Source organism: Kitasatospora sp. NPDC057738, from assembly GCF_042798815.1.
Lineage (GTDB): Bacteria > Actinomycetota > Actinomycetes > Streptomycetales > Streptomycetaceae > Kitasatospora > Kitasatospora lactacystinica.
Genome location: NZ_JBHVJT010000017.1, coordinates 53,872 through 71,530 on the forward strand (window position 1 = coordinate 53,872; position 17,659 = coordinate 71,530).

Genomic DNA, 17,659 nt, shown 5'->3' on the forward strand with positions numbered 1-17,659 from the left:
GGTGCGCGTAGGGGGGGGGGGCAGCCCCCGGGGAAGGCCCTTAGAGGGAGGGGTGTGGGGGGAGGGGGGGGGGGGGGGAAGAACAACGAGGACGTTTCCCCCCCCGGCCCGCCGGTGAGGGTGGGGCGGACGGTTCGCGCAGGTCGGGCAAGGAGTGACAGCGGCCCCGGGAGTGTGTGCTCCCGGGGCCGTTCCCGTTCCGCTCGCATGCGCTCTCACTCGTTCGAGTGAGTTGGCGGTGCGCCAACTGCGCCGTTGCGCCATCATGCGTCCCCATGTCCGGACGGCGGCCTATTCTCCTGACGGACACTCACCGTCGGTCCGCCCGACGCGTTGAGGCAAGACGGGGTCCGTACGGCGGGGAGGTCGAGATCGCTACCGACTGTGGAGGATCGACCCTGCCGCGAGGGGCGGCGCGCTACCTGGTGGCCGTCCCGGTGGCGGCGCTGTGCTGCCTGGTGCCGCTGCTGCCCGCCGCGGCCGCCCCAGGGGTGCCGCACTGGCTGGGCGCCCCGGTGGACTGGCCCAAGGTCGGGCTGCTGGCCTTCCTGCACGGCTGCTGGGAGTCCCTGGCCCAGGGCCTGCCCACGCCCTGCCTGGTGCTGGTGCGCCGGCTGCTGCACCGGCCCGCGTTGCCCGAGCGGACGCCGGCCCGGCCCGGGGTGAACGCCTTCTTCCCGGTGCTGTTCGCCGGGGTGCTGATGCTCCCGCCGTCCGCCGCCGCCCTGGTCGCCGCCCCGGCCGCGCTGCTCGGCGGCCCGAACGGGCGCGGCTGCCGCCCGCGCCAGCTGTTCAACGGCTCCCAGCTCGCGCTGTGCGCCTTCGCCTCCTCGGCCGCCTTCCACCTGCTGCGCGGCCCGCAGCTGCTGCTCGGCTCCCGCTTCCCGGCCGCGCTGCTGCCAGGATTCGCCGCCGTCGCGGTGTTCTGCCTGGTCAACGGGGTGGTGGTGGGCGTGATGCTGATGCTCGGCGAGGGGCGCCGCCCCGGGGTGCTGCTGCGCGGGGCGCACGCGGTGTGCGGGCTGCCGGTGCTGGTGCACGCGGCCGGCGGGCTGATGGTCGCGGTGCTCTGGCAGGGCCCGTACGGCGCGTTCGCGGCGCTGCTCGCCCTGCTGCCGCTGTCCATCTCGGCCTGGGTGTTCGCCCAGGGCCAGCGCGAGCGCGACGCCCACCAGGCCACCGTGCAGTCGCTGGTGCAGGCCGTGGAGATCAAGGACTCCTACACCCGGGGCCACAGCGAACGGGTCGGCCGGGCCTCGGTGCTGATCGCCACTCAGCTCGGCATGGAGGCCGAGCGGCTGCGCACCCTGCGCTTCGCCGGCATCCTGCACGACGTCGGCAAGCTCGGGGTGGCCACCGAACTGCTGCGCAGAAACGGTCCCCTCACCGAGGCGGAGCGCCGGGCGGTGGAGATCCACCCGGTGTACGGGTACGAGCTGGTGCGCGGGATCGACTTCCTCGGCGAGGCGCACGCCGGAATCCTGCACCACCACGAGCGGATGGACGGCCGGGGCTACCCGAGCGGGCTGGCCGGCGAGCGGATCCCCGAGTTCGCCCGGATCATCTCGGTCGCCGACGCCTTCGACTCGATGACCTCCACCCGCTCCTACCGGCGCGGCCGCCCGGTCGGCGAGGCGGTCACGGAGCTGGAGCGCTGCTCGGGCAGCCAGTTCGACCCGGTGATGGTGCGGGCGCTGATCGACGCGCTGGCCGGGCACGACTGGCAGCCGGTGGTGCACTCCGAGGACGGCATCGAGGCGGTGCCGGACATCCCGCTCGGGGTGCCCGAGCCGGTCCGGGCGGCGCCGGGCCGGGTGCCGCCCCAGGGCGGGAGCGTCCCCGCGGCCGGGCAGCCGTGAGGGCCCCCGGGCGCGCGGCTTCCGGGCGTGCGGTGCTCGGAGCGGGGGTGTTCGGGCGTGCGGTGCTCGGAGCGGGGGCGTTCGGGCCCCGGGCGCTGCGGCGGGTGCTCCTCGGCCGCACGCCCTGCGGGCGCACCGCGCGCGCGGTGCACGCGGTGGCCGCCGCGCTGCTGGTGCTCGCGCTGGGCGCCGTCGCGGTGCGCGGGGTCGCGGAGCCCGGGGTCGTGCTGGCGTTCACCGCGCTGATCGCGCTCGGCGAGTGCGTCCGGATCACCCTTCCGGGGGATCGGGAGCAGGCGCCCATCGGGGCGGCCGGCGCGCTGGCGTACGCGCTGCTCGGGCCGCTGCGCGGAGTGCCGACCGCGCACGGGACGCTCCAGGTGGTCGCGGTGACCGGGGCCGGTCTGCTGCTGGGCTGGCTGGCCTGCCTCGTCCTGCCGCGCCGCGTCCTGCCGGGCGGCCCCGGCCGTCCGCCCGGCCGTCCGCCCTGGGCCGACCCGGCCCGCCGCGACGGCGCCGCCCGCCGGCTGCTCGCCGTCGGCTTCGCGGCCGCCGTCTTCCAGCCGCTCTACAACGGCGGCGCGGTCGACCGCTTCTCGCCCGAGGGCCCGGCGTACGGGGCGTTCCTGACCGCCGTCGCCGCGCTGGCCGCGCTCTGCGACGCGACCCTGGCGGCGCTGCTGCGCCGCTCCGGCGGCGGGCTGCGGTTCCCGGCGGCGCTGGAGGACGAGCTGCGCTCGCTGTTCGGCATCGGCTCGGCGATCGTCGCCACCGGGATGCTGGTCAGCCTCGCGGCGGGCGAGGTCGGGCTGTGGGCGCTGCCGCTGTTCTGCACCCCGCTGCTGCTCGCCCAGGTGTCCTTCCGGCGCGCCGCCGCCGTGCGGGCCACCACCGGGCAGACCATCGCCAGCCTCGCCCGGGCCACCGAGGTGGCCGGCTACACCCCGCACGGGCACGCGCGCCGGGTCGCGGACACGGCGTGCGCGCTGGGCCGCGAGCTGGGTATGGGTACCCGCGAGCTCGCCCTGTTGGAGTACGCCGCGCTGATGCACGACGTCGGCCAGCTCTCCCTGGTCGAACCGGTTCCGGACGGCGCCACCGCCCTGCTGCCGTACGCCGAGCAGCAGCGGATCGCCCGCCTCGGCAGCGAGGTGATCAGCCGCACCGGAGTGCCCCGGCAGGTCGCCGAGCAGGTCGCCCGGCTGGCCGACCCGTACACCGGACCCGCCCCCGGCGAGGGGCCGGTGCCGCTCGCGTCCCGGATCATCCGGGTCGCCAACGCCCACGACGACCTGCTCACGTCGGCCCGCGGCCGGGGCGTCGGCGAGGCCGTCGGGCGGCTGGAGGCCCTGGAGGTGCTGCGGCTGGGCCGCGGCCGGGTCTACGACCCCCGCGTGGTGGACGCCCTCGCCAGGGTGGGCGGCCAGGCCCGTCGCTGAGGGCGGGCCCGGGCGCGCGGGGCTCGCACGGTACGGGCCGTGCGCCGCCGTCGCGGGACCGGGAAAACCGGGTTCCGGCCGTCAGGGGTTGAGCGGGTGGGATCGGACGGGCAGGCTGGGGAGGGGCGGACCCCAACCTCGGCGGTGGGGAGCGCGGGCGGGGGCGGGCGTGGTTGGATGCGGTCGTAGCGTGGAACACCGACCCGGGGCACCGGGCCCCGAACACCGTCCGAGGCGGTACGGGCACGGTGGCACGGGACTTGAGCGGACGACGACGGCAGGGACGAACGTGAGGATCTTCCACCGGGCACGGCACCGGCCGTCCGCCACCTGGCGGCAGACGACCGACCGGGCCTTCACGCTGATCGGCGACGGCCGCTACGAGGACGCCGGCGCGCTGCTGGTGATGGCCGCCGACCTGGAGCCGTGGCTCTCCGACTCCTGGTTCAACCTCGCCCTGCTGCACAAGTTCCGCCGGGACTGGGAGCAGGCCCGCTCGGCCGGGCTGCGCGCCGTCGCCCTGCTGGACCGCGAGCACGGCGCCCCGGACTGGTGGAACCTCGGCATCACCGCCACCGCCCTCCAGGACTGGCCGCTGGCCCGCCGCGCCTGGCAGGCGTACGGGCTGAAGCTGCCCGGCGGCCCCGGCGGGCAGCAGGACGGCCCGGTCAGCCTGGACCTCGGCACCACCCCGGTACGGCTCTCCCCGGACGGCGAGTCCGAGGTGGTCTGGGGCCGCCGGCTGGACCCGGCCCGGATCGAGGTGCTGTCCATCCCGCTGCCCTCCTCCGGCCGCCGCTGGGGCGAGGTGGTGCTGCACGACGGCGCCCCGCACGGCGAGCGGGTCACCGACGGCGTCGCCTACCCGGTGTTCGACGAGATCGAGCTGTGGGCGCCCTCCCCGGTGCCGACCTACGTGGTGCTGCTCCAGGCCGCCACCGCCGGGGACCGGGACGCGCTGGAGCGGCTGGTCGCCGACGCCGGCTACGCGGCCGAGGACTGGACCTCCTCGGTGCGGCTGCTGTGCCGCGCCTGCTCGGAGAGCCGGATGGCCTCCGACGACGGCGTCGCCGCCCACCACGACCCGCACGACGACGGCGACGCCGCCCACCCCGGCCACCTCAGCCACCTCAGCCAGGGCGGCGCGGCCGGGATGTCCTGGCTGGTCGAGCGCGAGTGCGGGATCGCCGCACCGGCCCACCTGGTGCGCACCCTGCTGGACCGCTGGGTCGCGGCCGCCCCGGGAAGCCGGGCTTACCGGGATCTCGAAGAAGTGTGCTGAGTACCCTGGTGAGGTAACGCGTACACCGACGGAAGCGGAAGACATGGCGGAGCAGGCCGAGCAGCACGAGCACGAGCACGACGTGGAGGGGACGGCGCCCGAGACGCCCGTGAAGGTGATCGGTGAGGAGCCCGACCTCAGCAAGGGCACCGCGCGCCCGATCACCGTCGTCGGCAACCCGGTGCTGCACCGCGAGGTCAAGGACGTCACCGTCTTCGACGGCGAGCTGTCCGCACTGATCGACGACATGTTCCAGTCGATGTACGCCGCCGAGGGCGTCGGCCTCGCCGCCAACCAGATCGGCGTCGACCTCAAGGTCTTCGTCTACGACTGCCCGGACGACGACGGCGTGCGCCACATCGGCCACGTGATCAACCCGGTGCTGGAGGAGTACCCGGCCGACCGCCGCCGCGTCCTGGACGACGGCAACGAGGGCTGCCTCTCCGTCCCCACCGCCTACGCGGAGCTGGCCCGCCCGGACTTCGCCGCGGTCACCGGCGTCGACAAGGACGGCAAGCCGATCCGCGTCGAGGGCACCGGCTTCTTCTCCCGCTGCCTCCAGCACGAGACCGACCACCTGTACGGCACCCTCTACATCGACAAGCTGTCGAAGCGGGACCGCAAGGACGCCCTGCAGCAGATGGCCGAGGGCACCCCGAAGTACGCGACGGTGTCGAACGCCTGACGGTGCGGTACGTGCGAGGGCCGGGACACCGCTGGTGTCCCGGCCCTCGGCGTGGGGTCAGCCGTGCCGCAGCCGGCCGGTGGACTCGCGGGCGACCAGCTCCGGGCTGAACAGGTAGTCCCTGACCTGGCCGCCGTGCCCCTCCAGCTGGCGCCACAGGGCCTCGGCGACGGCCGCGGCCATCTCCTGGATCGGCTGGCGCACGGTGGTCAGCGGCGGGTTGCTGTGGGCGGCCAGGTAGCAGTCGTCGTAGCCGACCACGGAGAGGTCGCCCGGCACCGAGCGGCCGGCCTCGCGGGCGGCCTGGGCGACGCCGAGGGCCATCAGGTCGCTGCCGGCGACGATCGCGGTGACGCCCGCGTCGAACAGCTGGCGGGCGGCCGCGGCGCCGCCGGCGATCGAGTAGGAGGACTCGGCGTACCAGTCGGCGGGGGCCTCCTCGCCGAGCAGTTCGCGCATCGCGCGCCGGTAGCCGTCCAGGCGGTTGATCGAGGGCCGCAGGTAGCCCTGGCCGCCGGCCAGTCCGATCCGCCGGTGGCCGAGTTCGCGCAGGTGCGCGACGGCGATCCGGGCGCCGAGCGCCTCGTCGGTGGCGACGGTGGGTACGGCCAGGCCCTCGACCCGGCCGCTGACCAGCACCATCGGGATGCCGCGTTCGTGCAGCAGCCGGTAGAAGCCGTGGTCGGCGTGCGGGTTGGCGTGCCGGCCGGAGACCAGGACCAGCCCGGAGACGCCCTTGCGCAGCAGGACGTCGATGTAGCCCAGCTCGGCGGTGCCCTGGCGGGTGGAGGTGCCGACCACGGCGGTCAGGCCGTGCTTGGCGAGCTGCACCTCGATCGCGGAGGCGAGCAGGGGGAAGACCGGGTTGTCGAGTTCGGGGACGACGATGCCGATGAGCGCGCCCTGGTGCGGGTCGTAGCCCTGGTCGGGCTGCCAGCCGAGCTCCCGCATGGCCTCGGCGACCTTGAGCCTGGTGTCGTCGGAGACACCCGGTCGGTCGTTGATCACCCTGCTCACCGAGGCGGCGCTGACGCCTGCCCGGGCGGCGATGTCCCGTAGTGACGGGCCGCTCAATGTGGTCCTCCCGACTGGTCGAGCCTGCATCTTACAAATCCCGGGCCGCGGGTCGGCGAGGCTGTTGAAACAATCTTAGCAACATATTGCGCAACAGTTTCATCGCCGTTACGGTTCCCTCGTCGGCCCCGGTAAGCGGAACGCCGCCCTCCAGTACCCTGTTCGCCCGACCGAGGAGCTCCATGGACACGGCCCGCAGCCACCGCCTCGCCGCCCGCCACCATCCGCACCACGACGGCTCCGCGCGCTACGTCGGCGACCTCGCGCCCCGGCTCGGGCAGAAGGTCGACCTGCTGGTCCGGGTCCCGGCCGACCAGCCGGTGGAGCGGGTCTTCCTGCGCTCCGTCCCCGACGGCGAACCGCACTTCGAGGCCGCCGTGCCCGACCGCACCGACGCCGACGCGAACTGGTGGCGGGTCGGCCTGACGATGGTCAACCCGGAGATGAACTACCGGTTCTGGCTGCACACCCCGGACGGCGGACGCTGGCTCACCGCGGCGGGCCTGCACGACCACGACCTGCCGGACGCCACCGACTTCCGCCTCACCGCCCACCCGGCCCCGCCGGCCTGGGCCGCCGACGCGGTGGTCTACCAGATCTTCCCCGACCGCTACGCCCGGGGCGGCGACGCCCCGCTCGCCGAGTGGGCCCGCCCGGCCGACTGGGACACCCCGCTGCACACCGGCGACGCCGCCGCCCTCCAGCAGATGTACGGCGGCGACCTCTGGGGCGTGGCCCGCAGGATCGACCACATCCAGCGCCTCGGCGCCACCGTCATCTACCTCACCCCCTTCTTCGAGGGCCGCTCCAACCACCGCTACGACGCCGTCTCCTTCGACCGCGTCGACCCGGCGCTCGGCGGCGACGAGGCGCTGATCGCACTGATCGCCGAGGCGCACCGGCGCGGCATCAAGGTGATCGGCGACATCACCCTCAACCACTCCGGCAGCGACCACGAGTGGTTCCGCACCGCCCAGCGGGACCCCGGCAGCCCCGAGGCCGGCTACTACTTCTTCGGCGAGGGCGGCCCCGAGGACTACGCCACCTTCCTGGGCGTGCGCACCCTGCCGACCTTCGACCACCGCTCGGCCGAACTGCGCCGCCGCCTCTACGAGGGCCCCGACTCGGTGGTCGCCAAGTACCTCAAGGCGCCGTTCCACCTGGACGGCTGGCGGGTCGACGTGGCCCAGATGGCCGGCCGGCGCGGCGAGGTCGAACTCAACCGCCTGGTCGCCACCACCACCGCCGCCACCGTACGGGCCGCCAACCCCGACGCCGTGCTGCTCGCCGAGCACCAGCACGACGCCTCGCTCGCCCTGGGCGGCGACGGCTGGCAGGGCACCATGAGCTACGCGGGCTTCACCCGCCCGGTCTGGGCCTGGCTCGCCGAACGGCACGACCAGAAGGACTTCTGGGCGGTGCCCGGGCCGATCCCCGACTACAGCGGCGCCCAACTGCGGGCCACCATGACGGCGTTCGGCGCCGCCCTACCCTGGCGCAGCCGGGTGCACAACCTCACCCTGCTGGACTCGCACGACACCGCCCGGTTCCGCAGCTTCGCCGGCCCCGAGCGCCAACTGCTGGGCGCGGCCCTGCTGTTCACCCTGCCCGGCACCCCGATGGTGTTCTCCGGCGACGAGGTCGGCGTGGTGGGCGAGGGCCTGGAGGAGGGCCGCAAGCCCTTCCCCTGGGACGAGTCCGCCTGGGACCAGCACACCTACCGCACCTACCGCGAGCTGATCCGGCTGCGCCGCGGCCACAGCGCGCTCGGCGGCGGCGGGCTGCGCTGGCTGCTCGCCGAGCGCGACGTCCTGCTGTTCGAGCGCGAGGACGACCAGGAGCGGATCCTGGTGCAGATCAGCCGGGCCGACCACCCGCCGGTGGCGGGGGAGTGGCACGCCACCCACCTGCTCGGCGGGCCGCAGCTCGTCCCCGGCCGCGACCTGCCCGCCGAGGGCCCGGCCGTGCACGTCTGGTCGGTGGCCCGATGAGCACCTCCACCGCGGGGACCGCCGCCGCCGTGCGCCGCGGCCGGACCGAACGCGTCCCGGGCTTCCGCTCCGAACAGCTCGGCAACGAACGGGACCTCCTGGTCCACCTGCCGCCCGGCTACGACGAGAACCCGGACGCCGACTACCCGGTGCTCTACCTCCAGGACGGCCAGCAGGTCTTCGACCAGGGACAGCGGCCCACCTGGGCGCTGGACCGGACGCTGGAGCAGCTCTACGCCGAGGGCCTGATACCCGAGCTGATCGCGGTCGGCGTGCCCAACGCCGGCGCCGAGCGCGGCACCGAGTACTCGCACGTCGCCGAGTACTGGCGCACCCCCGGCACCCCGCTCAAGGGCCACCGCTACGAGGCGTTCCTGGCCGACGAGGTCAAGCCGTTCGTCGACGCCCGCTACCGGACCAGGACCGGGCCGGAGCACACCGCGGTGATGGGCTCCTCGATGGGCGGCCTGGTCGCCTACCACATGGCCTTCCGCCGCCCCGAGGTGTTCGGCCTGGCCGCCGTCCTCTCCCCGTTCCTCACCCACGTCGACCCGGCCGGCCTCGGCGAGAAGTCGGTGTACGAGCGCTACCGCCGCCGCGGGCCCAGCCGGCTCTGGCTGGACATCGGCGGCCGGGAGGGCCTGATCCTGGCCCGGCCGGCCAGGGAACTGGCCGTCCAGCTCCTCGACGAGGCCGGCTACACCAGCGGCGCCGACCTCCTCTACTACGAGGACCCGCAGGCACCCCACCACGAGGACGCCTGGCGTCCCCGCGCCCGGCACGCGCTGCTGCACCTGTTCGGTGCCGCCTCGCCGGTCGTCTCGCTCACCGCCGCCGCGCACCTGCGGCTCGCCCCCGGCGAGACCTGGAGCGCCGTCAACCCGGTCGCCGTCCGGGCCGACGGCGTGCGGTACACCGCACTGGAGGCCGACTACCGGGTGGAGCGGCCCGAGGTCGCCGCCGTCCTGCCGCACGGGCTGCTGCGCCCGCTGGCCGCCGGCCGCACCGCGGTGACCGTCCGGGCGCACGGGCTGGACGCGCCCACCGAGGTCGAGGTGGCGCCGGAGCTGCCGGCCCGGCCCGTCCTGGAGGTGGTCGTCACCGTGCCGGACGGCACCCCGGACGACGCGCCGGTGATGTTCGGCCCGCTGCCCTGCCGGCCCGACGGCCCCGGGCGCTTCCGCGGCCGGATCTCCGTCCCGCGCGGCACCGGCTTCGACGGCGGCGTCTCCCGCGGCTGGGGCCTGGACGCCGTCGACGAGGACGGCCTGCGGGTCGTGCACCCGCTCACCGTCGACCGGGACACCCGCCTCGACCTCACCGTCGACCGCTGGCACCGCCCGGCGGACGGCATCTGACCCGCCCTCCCGGGCCCGGCCCCACCCCGGGGTCCGGGCCCCACCCGCCCCGGGGCCCGGCCCCACCCCCTCCCAGACGAAGGAGTCTCGGACGATGCGCTACCGCAGACACGCCGCTCTCGGCGTCCTCGCCCTGCTGGTCACGGCCTGCGGCGGCACCTCGCCCGCCGGCACGCCGTCCCCCGTCACCCCGGCCGCCGGCTCATCCGCCGCGGGCGGCGCCCCGGGGGGACCGATGACCGACCCGCCGATCCCGGCCGCGGAGGGCGATCTGGTGATCTGGGCGCAGACCCAGCAGGCCGCCGCCCTCCAGCCGGTCGCCGACCGGTTCGGCAAGGAGCACGGGGTCAAGGTCACCGTCGTCCCGCAGTCCGTCAACACCCAGCAGGCCTACGTCTCGGCCACCAACGCGGGCAAGGGCCCCGACCTGGTGGTGGGCGCCTCCGACTGGCTGGGCAACCTGGTGCAGAACGGCGTCGTCGCGCCCGTTCCGCTCACCGGGGCGCAGAAGGCGTCGTTCGAGCCCGCCGCGCTGGAGGCCGTGCAGCACGACGGCCGGCCGTACGGGCTGCCCTACGCGACCGAGAGCCTGGTGCTGTTCCGCAACACCGAACTCGCCCCGGACGCCCCCGCCACCTTCGAGGACCTCGCCGCCGCCGGGCAGGGCGCCGTCAAGGCCGGCCGCAGCGACGTCCCGCTCGCCCTGCCGATCGGCCAGCAGGGCAACGCGTACGCGCTGCAGCCGCTGTTCACCTCGGCCGGCGGCTACCTGTTCGGCACCAAGGCGGACGGCGGCTACGACACCGCCGACCTCGGGGTCGGCGGGCCGGGCTCGATCGCGGCCGGCGAGCTGTTCAAGCAGTACGGGGAGAAGGGCAGCGCGCTGTTCAACCGCTCGGTGGACACCAACGCCATCGCGCTGTTCACCGAGCGCAAGACGCCGTTCCTGGTGGCAGGCCCCTGGGCGTTGGGCCAGCTCAAGCAGTCCGGGCTGCCCTACGCGATCTCGCCGGTGCCCGGCTGGGCGGGCAAGGGCCAGGCCCGGCCGTTCATCGGGGTGCAGAGCTTCTACCTGTCCGCCAAGGCCAGGAACGTGCCGCTGGCCCAGGAGTTCCTGCTGCGCGAGATCGGCTCCGAGTCGGGCCAGCTGGCGCTCTACCAGGCCTCGCCGGAGCCGCCGGCGCTGACCTCCGCGCTCGCCCGGGCGTCCGCGACCGACCCCGACATCGGCGCCCTCGCCGCCGCCGGGGCGGGCGGGCAGCCGCTGCCGACGATCCCCGCGATGAACGCGATCTGGGGGCCGCTCGGCCAGGCCGAGGCGAACATCGTGGCCGGTGCCGACCCGGCCACGACCATGAAGCAGGCCGGCGAGGCCATCCGGGCCGCCCTGGGCTCCGCCCGCTGAGGCCCCGGCCCTTCCGAACCCCCGTACACCCCGTACACCGAACTCCCGTACACCGAACTCCCGTACCGAGCCCCCGTGTGCCGGGCCTCCGTGCACCCAGCCCCCGTGTGCCGAGCCCTCCGCACGCGTGCCGCCACCCGGACGGCCACCACCTCCGGGCGCCCTCCGGACCAGGGACCACCCATGACCTCCCCCACCCTTCAGGACAGCAGGCGCCCGGACGACGACTCCGCCGCCGCCCCGGACCGCCCGCCCCGCCGGGCCCCCCGCCGCTCGGGCGCCGTCACCGCGCTCGTGGCGAGGACCTCCCTGCTGGCCGCCGTCGCCGCCCTCGCCCTCTACGCGGCGCCCCGGCTGTACGACGGCGGGCACTGGGCCGCGCTCGGCGTGCTGGCCGCGGCCGTCGGCGCGACGTTCTGGACCTACCTCTCGCCGCGCCGGCTGCCCGCCAAGTACCTGCTGCCCGCCACCGGGCTCTTCCTCGCGTTCGTGGCCTACCCCGTGCTGTACATCGTCGCCATCTCCTTCACCGACTACGGCGACGGCCACCTCCTCACCAAGGACCAGGCGGTCCGCAGCCTCGTCGAGCACTCCGTCGAGCCCGTTCCCGGCAGCCCCTCGTACGCGCTCACCGTCGCCACCGGACCGGACGGCGGCCCGCTGGTGCTGCTGCTCACCGATCCCGACACCGGGCAGGTGTCGGCCGGCACCGCGAGCGGCCTCGCCCCCGCCCCCGCCGGGACGGTCGCCGGACCGGACGGCCGGGTCACCTCCGCCCCCGGACTGAAGCTGCTCACCTTCGGCCAGGTCAACGCCCGCTCCGCCGAGCTGACCGGCCTGCGGGTGCCGGTGGACGGTGCCTTCCTGGTGAGCCAGGGGCTGTCGATGGCCACCACCGCCCGGCCCACCCTCGTCCACGACCGGGCGGCCGACACCCTCACCGACACCCGCGACGGCACCGTCTACCACCCGGAGGACGGCCGGTACACCGCCGCCGACGGCTCCGGGCGGACCCTGCCCACCGGCTGGCACCGCACCGTCGGCTTCGCCAACTTCACCGCCGTGCTCACCAGCCCCGCCATCCGCGGCCCCTTCCTCGGCGTGCTCGCCTGGACCTTCGGCTTCGCCCTGCTCTCCACCGGCGCGTCCTTCGCCCTCGGCCTCGGCCTCGCGCTCACCCTGCACCACCCGCGGCTGCGCGGGCAGCGGGTCTACCGCTCGCTGATGCTGCTGCCGTACGCGATGCCCGCGTTCATCGGCATCCTGATCTGGCAGAGCATGTACAACCGGGACTTCGGGCTGCTCAACCAACTGCTGCACACCCGGATCGACTGGCTGGGCGAGGCCTGGAGCGCCCGGTTCGCGGTGGTGCTCACCAGCCTCTGGCTCGGCTTCCCCAACATGCTGCTGATCTGCACCGGCGTGCTGCAGGCGATGCCCGCCGAGCTCAACGAGGCCGCCCGGATCGACGGCGCCGGGCCGTGGCGGGCGTTCCGGGCGGTCACCTTCCCGCTGCTGCTGGTCGCCGCCGCACCGGTGCTGATCTCGTCCTTCGCCTTCAACTTCAACAACTTCAACGCCATCCAACTGCTCACCGGCGGCGGGCCGTTCGACGGCGCGGGCGGCACGGCCGGCTCCACCGACATCCTGATCAGCTACACCTACCGGCTGGCCTTCGGCGGGCAGGGCGCCCAGTACGGCTTCGCCGCCGCGCTGTCCATCGTCATCTTCCTGCTGGTCGGGCTGATCACGCTGGTGGGCTTCCGCCGCACCCGCGCCCTTGAGGAGCTGAACGCATGACCGCCACGTCCGGTACCACCGGCACCACCGGCACCGCTGCCGCGCGCTGGCTGCGCCGCTTCGGCTGGCGGCACCTGATCGCCGTACTCGCCGTCTGCTTCGCGCTGTTCCCGCTGCTGTTCGTGCTCTCCGCCGCGCTCAACCCGCTCGGCACGCTCCAGTCGTCCACCCTGGTGCCCCGGCACGCCTCGCTCGCCAACTTCACCGCGCTCTTCACCGACGGGCAGTACCCGTTCGCCCGGTGGCTGGGGAACACCGCGCTGGTCTGCGGCACCTTCGCGGTGCTCAACGTGCTGCTCGGGGTGCTGGCCGCGTACGCCTTCTCGCGGTTCCGCTTCCGGGGGCGGCGGTTCGGGCTGATGGCGGTCTTCCTGGTGCAGATGTTCCCGCAGTTCCTCGCGGTGATCTCGCTCTACCTGATGTTCGCGAAGATCGGCGACGTGCTGCCGGCGATCGGCCTGGACACCCCGTGGGGCCTGGTGCTGGTCTACCTCGGCGGCGCGATGGGGGTGAACACCTGGCTGATGAAGGGCTACCTGGACACCATCCCGCGCGAGATCGACGAGGCCGCCAAGGTGGACGGCGCCGGGCACGCCCAGATCTTCTTCCGGCTGATCCTGCCGCTCGCCGCGCCGATGCTGGTGGTGATCTCCATCCTGTCGCTGACCGCCGCGCTCAACGACGTGATCCTCGCGAACATCTTCCTGACCTCGAACGACTCCAAGACGGTCGCGGTCGGCCTCTACGGGATCATCTCCGGCCAACAGGACCAGAACTACGGCCTGTTCGCCGCCGGGGCGCTGGTGACCTCGCTGCCGGTGATCGTGGTCTACCAGTTCCTCCAGCGCTACCTGGCCCAGGGGCTGACCGCGGGATCGGTCAAGGGCTGAGCGCGGGATCGGTCAAGGGCTGAGCGCGGGTGGCCGGCCCGCCGCCCCAGACGCCGACGACGTCCGGGGCGGGGTGGTGGGTCCCGCACAGGGGGTCCCGTGCGGGCGGCGGATCAGGATTCGCCGTGCTGGCCGCGGGAGAAGATGGTCGGGCTGCCGGGGAGTTCCGGATTCGCGCCGAGGTGGTCGGCCAGGTCGCGCACCCCCTCGACCAGCGAGACCGACGGCCGGTATCCCAGGCCCTGGAGCTTGGAGATGTCGCCGACCAGCCGGTAGGTGTCGTCCTCGATCTCCGGGATCACGCTGACCTCGGGCGTCTTGCCGGTGGCCTCCCCGATCGTGTCGACGAGCTCGCGCATCGACACCTCCGTGCCGGAGCCGATGTTGAACACCTCGCCCAGGTCGGCCCGGTCGGCGATCGTCAGCAACCCCTGGACCAGGTCGGTGACATGGACGAAGTCGCGGGTCTTCCGGTCGATGTCGCCCACGATCTGGATGGGTCGGTGGTTGAGGTGCCAGCGCAGGAAGCGGCCGACCTCGACCATCGCCTCGTGCGGGTTCTCCCCCGGTCCGTAGACGCAGAAGGGGCGGCCGACCACCACCGGGAGGCCGCAGGCGCGGTGGAGTGCCAGGCAGGTGATCTCGCCGCTGAGTTTGGACGCGCCGTACGGCACGAAGGGGCGGGTCGGGTGGTCCTCGTCCATGGGGAATTTCCGGGGCGTTCCGTAGACGGACGCGGACGAGACGTAGACGACCCGACGGACGGGCGCCTTGAGGAGGGCCTCGGCGAAGATCAGCGTGCCGAGTGCGTTGATCTCGAAGTCGAGGCGCGGCTGCGTCACCGACAACGTGCCGTTCGCGTTCGCGGCGACGTGGAAGACCAGGTCCGCGTCGTCCACGGCCGCGGCGACGGCGTCGACCTCGCGGATGTCCAGCAGGTGCAGGGTGGTCCCGGACGGCGCCGAGATGCTCGTGGCCGTCCGGGCGTTGTCGATGATCGACACCTCTTTCCCCAGGAAGAGAAGAGCGCTGGTCAGGTGCCTTCCGACGAAACCCAATCCGCCCGACACCAATACCTTGTCGTATTCTTCGAGCATGTAATCGATATATCAGGCCTAGAACATATGGGCGATCCGGGAATTCGAATTCGCGTCCGTCCGGGTGAATATCGGGCGAGCGGGGTTTGTCCCGGGGTGGAGTTCAGGCCCGCTGGGCGGCCGTCGGCCCGGTGTCGAAGGCGCGGAAGAGCGAGAGGTCGGGGGTACGGCCGCGGATCGTGGTCCAGGCCTCGTGGAAGTCGCGCCGGATCCGGGACGGGAGCCAGGGGGCGGGCCGCAGCTCCGGAGGGAGGAGCGGGTCGCGCTCCAGGGCGTGGGTGAAGGCCTCGGCCAGCCGCAGCGCGACGGCGACGAGTTCGACGGAGCCGAGGTCGGGGCCGAGGGGATCCGCGGCGAGCGCGTCGGCGAGGGGCCGGTAGGCCTCGACCGTCTCGGCCGAGGGCCACAGGTGCTCCGCGGTGGAGGCGGGGTCGGTGAAGCCCGGACCGGTCAGGCGGGTGGCCTCCGCCGTGATCAGGTAGGCGCCGACCGTCGCCGCCGAGGCCTCGGCGGTGAGTTCGTCGAGGAGGTCGTGCGGGCTCACGTAGGCGCCGGGCGCGAGCGGCACGGCACCGAGCCGGGTCAGCGCGGCCCGCAGGGCGTCGCGCTCCGACCGGTGCCGCTCGGGGACGGAGAAGGTGTAGAGGCGCCAGAGCCCGTCCCAGGGGGCGAGGCCGGCGTCCTGCGCGTAGGCGAGCGCGACGAACCGGACGTCCATGTCCGAGCGGAGCCTGCCCGCGTCGGTCAGCACGAGCCGGCCCTTGCGGCCCCGCCCCTCCTGCCGCAGGACGCCCGCCGCCTCCAGCCGGCGGACGGCCAGCCGCACCGGCTGGTCCGACAGGCCGACCGCCGCGGCGACGTCGTAGACGTAGTCGAGCGAGGCCGTGCCCTGCGGATCGAAGCAGGCCTCGACGACCGTTCGCGGCGCGGCTTTGTCTGCGGACACGGAAGACCTCGGTTCTCGATCACGAGCCCCGGGGCGGGGCCGTCCGGTCAATCTGCCACACCGGCCGCCGGCGTCGGCTCAGGACCCCTGCTGGACGAAGAGCCACTCCGGGCCGTAGGTGAGGTGGGGATCGGCGGGGAGCTTGATGGCGTTGATCACCCGTGCGGCGTCGCCCAGATCGCTCATGTGCCCGATCGCGTCGAAGAGCTCGTTCCCGTTGCCGCCCCAGGCGTGTTCGAGGGACGTCAGCATGGCGCTGTAGGACGTGTTGAAGTCGTGCAGTGCGGAGGCGGTGGGCTGGTCGGGCGCGTTGGCGGGGTCGTCGGCCCAGCCGCCGGCGGGAACACGGGCGACCGGCGAGGTGTCCGGGAGCGGTACGTCGGGGCCGGTGAACTCGAACCTCCCCGTCGCGGGGTTCTCGACCAGCTTCCTGCCGACGGCGATCTCCTTGAACGCGTAGTAGTGGGCGAGTTCGCCAGGAGGGCCGGGGAAGGGGTTGTCGGGCGAGACATCGGTGCCCTCGCCCTGGGTCCGGATGACGTCGATCGCCTTCAGCACGTCGTCCAGGGTGTTCATCGCGACGATGTTGTTGCCGGCGCCGTGCTGCGACCCCAGCGGGAACGTCACCTGGTTCCGGCCGGTGAGCAGGTGCGCGAACCTCGGGAAGACATCGGCGATGCGCTGGTAGAAGGCGCCGATCGTGTTGCCGTCGGCGGCGAACGCGAGCGGGTTCTCGGGCTTCTCGATGTCGGCGAAGAGGCCCGCCGACTCCCTGGTCAGCCCGCCGAGGGAGACGATCAGCCCCGGGTTGACCCCGCCGGGCAGCTCGCCCGGGTACTTCGGGACGGTGGCGGGGTCGGTCAGGACGACGGTGCCGCCGATGCTGGTGAGCATGTTGCAGACCAGGCCGAAGTGCGACATCTCGTCGAAGACGATCTCCCGGATCGTGTGGCGGACGGGCTGGGTGTTGTCCTGGCTCGTGATCGACCAGAGCGCGGTGGCGTAGGGCGGGATGGTGGAGAGCTCCAGCATGATCGCCCGCTGGAGCGCGTCCTTGAGCTCCTGTTCGGTCCAGTCCTCCTCGGCGATGTTCATGAGCTGGACGATCGCGTCGCTCTCGTAGTCCAGGATTCCGGTCGTCACGCTGGTCACCTTTCGTTCGGCTGTGCGCCGGACCGTAGCCGGAGGCGGATCGTGCACGGACGCATGCCGTCGGTGCGGCCGAGGAGTTCATCCGGACGGATGTCGCGTGTCGCCGTCGCCGCCCCTGCCCGGCGCCGTCCCTGCCCGGCGCCGCCCTGCCCGGCGCCGTCCGGGCAGGGGTGCCTCGGGCTCGATCACGCGCCTTCCCAGGGATAGCCGTGGCGGCGGAAGGCCGAGGCGATGGCTGCCTTCCCGCCCTCGACGTCGTCGTCGAAGAGGACGCGCCCGACCGGTGACTCGATGCGCACCTTGCCGCCGTGGCGGAAGACGCCGCCGACCTGGTCGCGGGTGATCACCCGGCTGTCGTCGCCCTCGACGATGGTGATGCTCTCGTCCGAGATCCGCAGAGTGGCGGCGTGGTAGGTGACGAACATCCCGACCACGAGCCCGACGGCGGCGAGCGCCACCGGTCGTCCGATCACCATGGCCGGGGAGGAGAACGAGCCCAGGAACCGCACGGTGTCCGCGTAGGGGATCGGGTGCCGGGCGGCGAACTGGAGCAGCCACGGGACGGCGAAGCCGAGGCCGGCGCCGACCGCGCCGCAGAAGACCCAGATGACCACCTTGGTGTCGAGGGGCATCCGGAGCTCGGTCGCGGCGGACTGGGCGCCGGTTTCTTTCGTCATGAGT

Annotated in this window: 14 protein-coding genes; 9 read left to right on the forward strand and 5 right to left on the reverse strand. The window is 73.8% G+C overall.

The window, feature by feature from the left end; genetic code table 11:
- Positions 1-425: 425 nt before the first annotated feature.
- The 4 genes from ACFVGO_RS11850 to def all read left to right on the forward strand — a co-directional run bounded on the left by ACFVGO_RS11850 (position 426) and on the right by def (position 5,265).
- Positions 426-1,859, forward strand: a complete 1,434-nt coding sequence (locus ACFVGO_RS11850; RefSeq protein ID WP_359908445.1) for an HD-GYP domain-containing protein — start codon at positions 426-428, stop codon at positions 1,857-1,859.
- 104 nt (positions 1,860-1,963) lie between these two features.
- Complete coding sequence (locus tag ACFVGO_RS11855) at positions 1,964-3,298, forward strand: HD-GYP domain-containing protein (protein WP_380354963.1); 1,335 nt, start codon at positions 1,964-1,966, stop codon at positions 3,296-3,298.
- A gap of 289 nt (positions 3,299-3,587) precedes the next feature.
- Positions 3,588-4,580, forward strand: coding sequence for a hypothetical protein (locus tag ACFVGO_RS11860; protein WP_359908447.1), 993 nt, complete (start codon positions 3,588-3,590; stop codon positions 4,578-4,580).
- 43 nt (positions 4,581-4,623) lie between these two features.
- Positions 4,624-5,265, forward strand: coding sequence for a peptide deformylase (gene def / locus ACFVGO_RS11865; RefSeq protein ID WP_359908449.1), 642 nt, complete (start codon positions 4,624-4,626; stop codon positions 5,263-5,265).
- A gap of 57 nt (positions 5,266-5,322) precedes the next feature.
- Here the strand turns inward: def and ACFVGO_RS11870 are convergent, their stop codons facing one another.
- Complete coding sequence (locus ACFVGO_RS11870) at positions 5,323-6,369, reverse strand: LacI family DNA-binding transcriptional regulator (RefSeq protein ID WP_380354931.1); 1,047 nt, start codon at positions 6,367-6,369, stop codon at positions 5,323-5,325.
- A gap of 152 nt (positions 6,370-6,521) precedes the next feature.
- On the opposite strand from ACFVGO_RS11870, the gene ACFVGO_RS11875 reads away from it, so the two are divergent.
- The 5 genes from ACFVGO_RS11875 (at position 6,522) to ACFVGO_RS11895 (ending at position 13,783) form a co-directional block, all read left to right on the forward strand.
- Positions 6,522-8,330, forward strand: coding sequence for a glycoside hydrolase family 13 protein (locus tag ACFVGO_RS11875; RefSeq protein WP_380631452.1), 1,809 nt, complete (start codon positions 6,522-6,524; stop codon positions 8,328-8,330).
- Positions 8,327-9,688: an alpha/beta hydrolase gene (locus tag ACFVGO_RS11880; RefSeq protein ID WP_380631453.1), complete on the forward strand. Its 1,362-nt coding sequence runs from the start codon at positions 8,327-8,329 to the stop codon at positions 9,686-9,688. Before ACFVGO_RS11875 ends, ACFVGO_RS11880 begins: the two co-directional genes overlap by 4 nt.
- A 94-nt stretch (positions 9,689-9,782) precedes the next feature.
- On the forward strand, positions 9,783-11,093 hold the full coding sequence (locus tag ACFVGO_RS11885; RefSeq protein WP_359908460.1) for an extracellular solute-binding protein: 1,311 nt from the start codon (positions 9,783-9,785) through the stop codon (positions 11,091-11,093).
- Positions 11,094-11,276: 183 nt separating this feature from the next.
- Complete coding sequence (locus ACFVGO_RS11890) at positions 11,277-12,893, forward strand: ABC transporter permease subunit (protein WP_359908463.1); 1,617 nt, start codon at positions 11,277-11,279, stop codon at positions 12,891-12,893.
- The gene (locus ACFVGO_RS11895) at positions 12,890-13,783 is read left to right on the forward strand and encodes a sugar ABC transporter permease (RefSeq protein ID WP_380631454.1); all 894 of its coding nucleotides are present in this window, start codon (positions 12,890-12,892) and stop codon (positions 13,781-13,783) included. Before ACFVGO_RS11890 ends, ACFVGO_RS11895 begins: the two co-directional genes overlap by 4 nt.
- A gap of 113 nt (positions 13,784-13,896) precedes the next feature.
- Here ACFVGO_RS11895 and ACFVGO_RS11900 read toward each other — a convergent pair whose 3' ends face one another.
- The 4 genes from ACFVGO_RS11900 to ACFVGO_RS11915 form a co-directional block, all read right to left on the reverse strand.
- Positions 13,897-14,880: an NAD-dependent epimerase/dehydratase family protein gene (locus tag ACFVGO_RS11900; protein ID WP_380354921.1), complete on the reverse strand. Its 984-nt coding sequence runs from the start codon at positions 14,878-14,880 to the stop codon at positions 13,897-13,899.
- A gap of 103 nt (positions 14,881-14,983) precedes the next feature.
- Entirely contained in the window at positions 14,984-15,826 is an 843-nt protein-coding gene (locus ACFVGO_RS11905; RefSeq protein ID WP_380631455.1) for a transcriptional regulator, read from the reverse strand.
- A gap of 78 nt (positions 15,827-15,904) precedes the next feature.
- Positions 15,905-16,969: a ferritin-like protein gene (locus ACFVGO_RS11910; RefSeq protein ID WP_380631456.1), complete on the reverse strand. Its 1,065-nt coding sequence runs from the start codon at positions 16,967-16,969 to the stop codon at positions 15,905-15,907.
- A gap of 194 nt (positions 16,970-17,163) precedes the next feature.
- The gene (locus tag ACFVGO_RS11915) at positions 17,164-17,655 is read right to left on the reverse strand and encodes a hypothetical protein (RefSeq protein ID WP_380631457.1); all 492 of its coding nucleotides are present in this window, start codon (positions 17,653-17,655) and stop codon (positions 17,164-17,166) included.
- Positions 17,656-17,659: the final 4 nt, after the last annotated feature.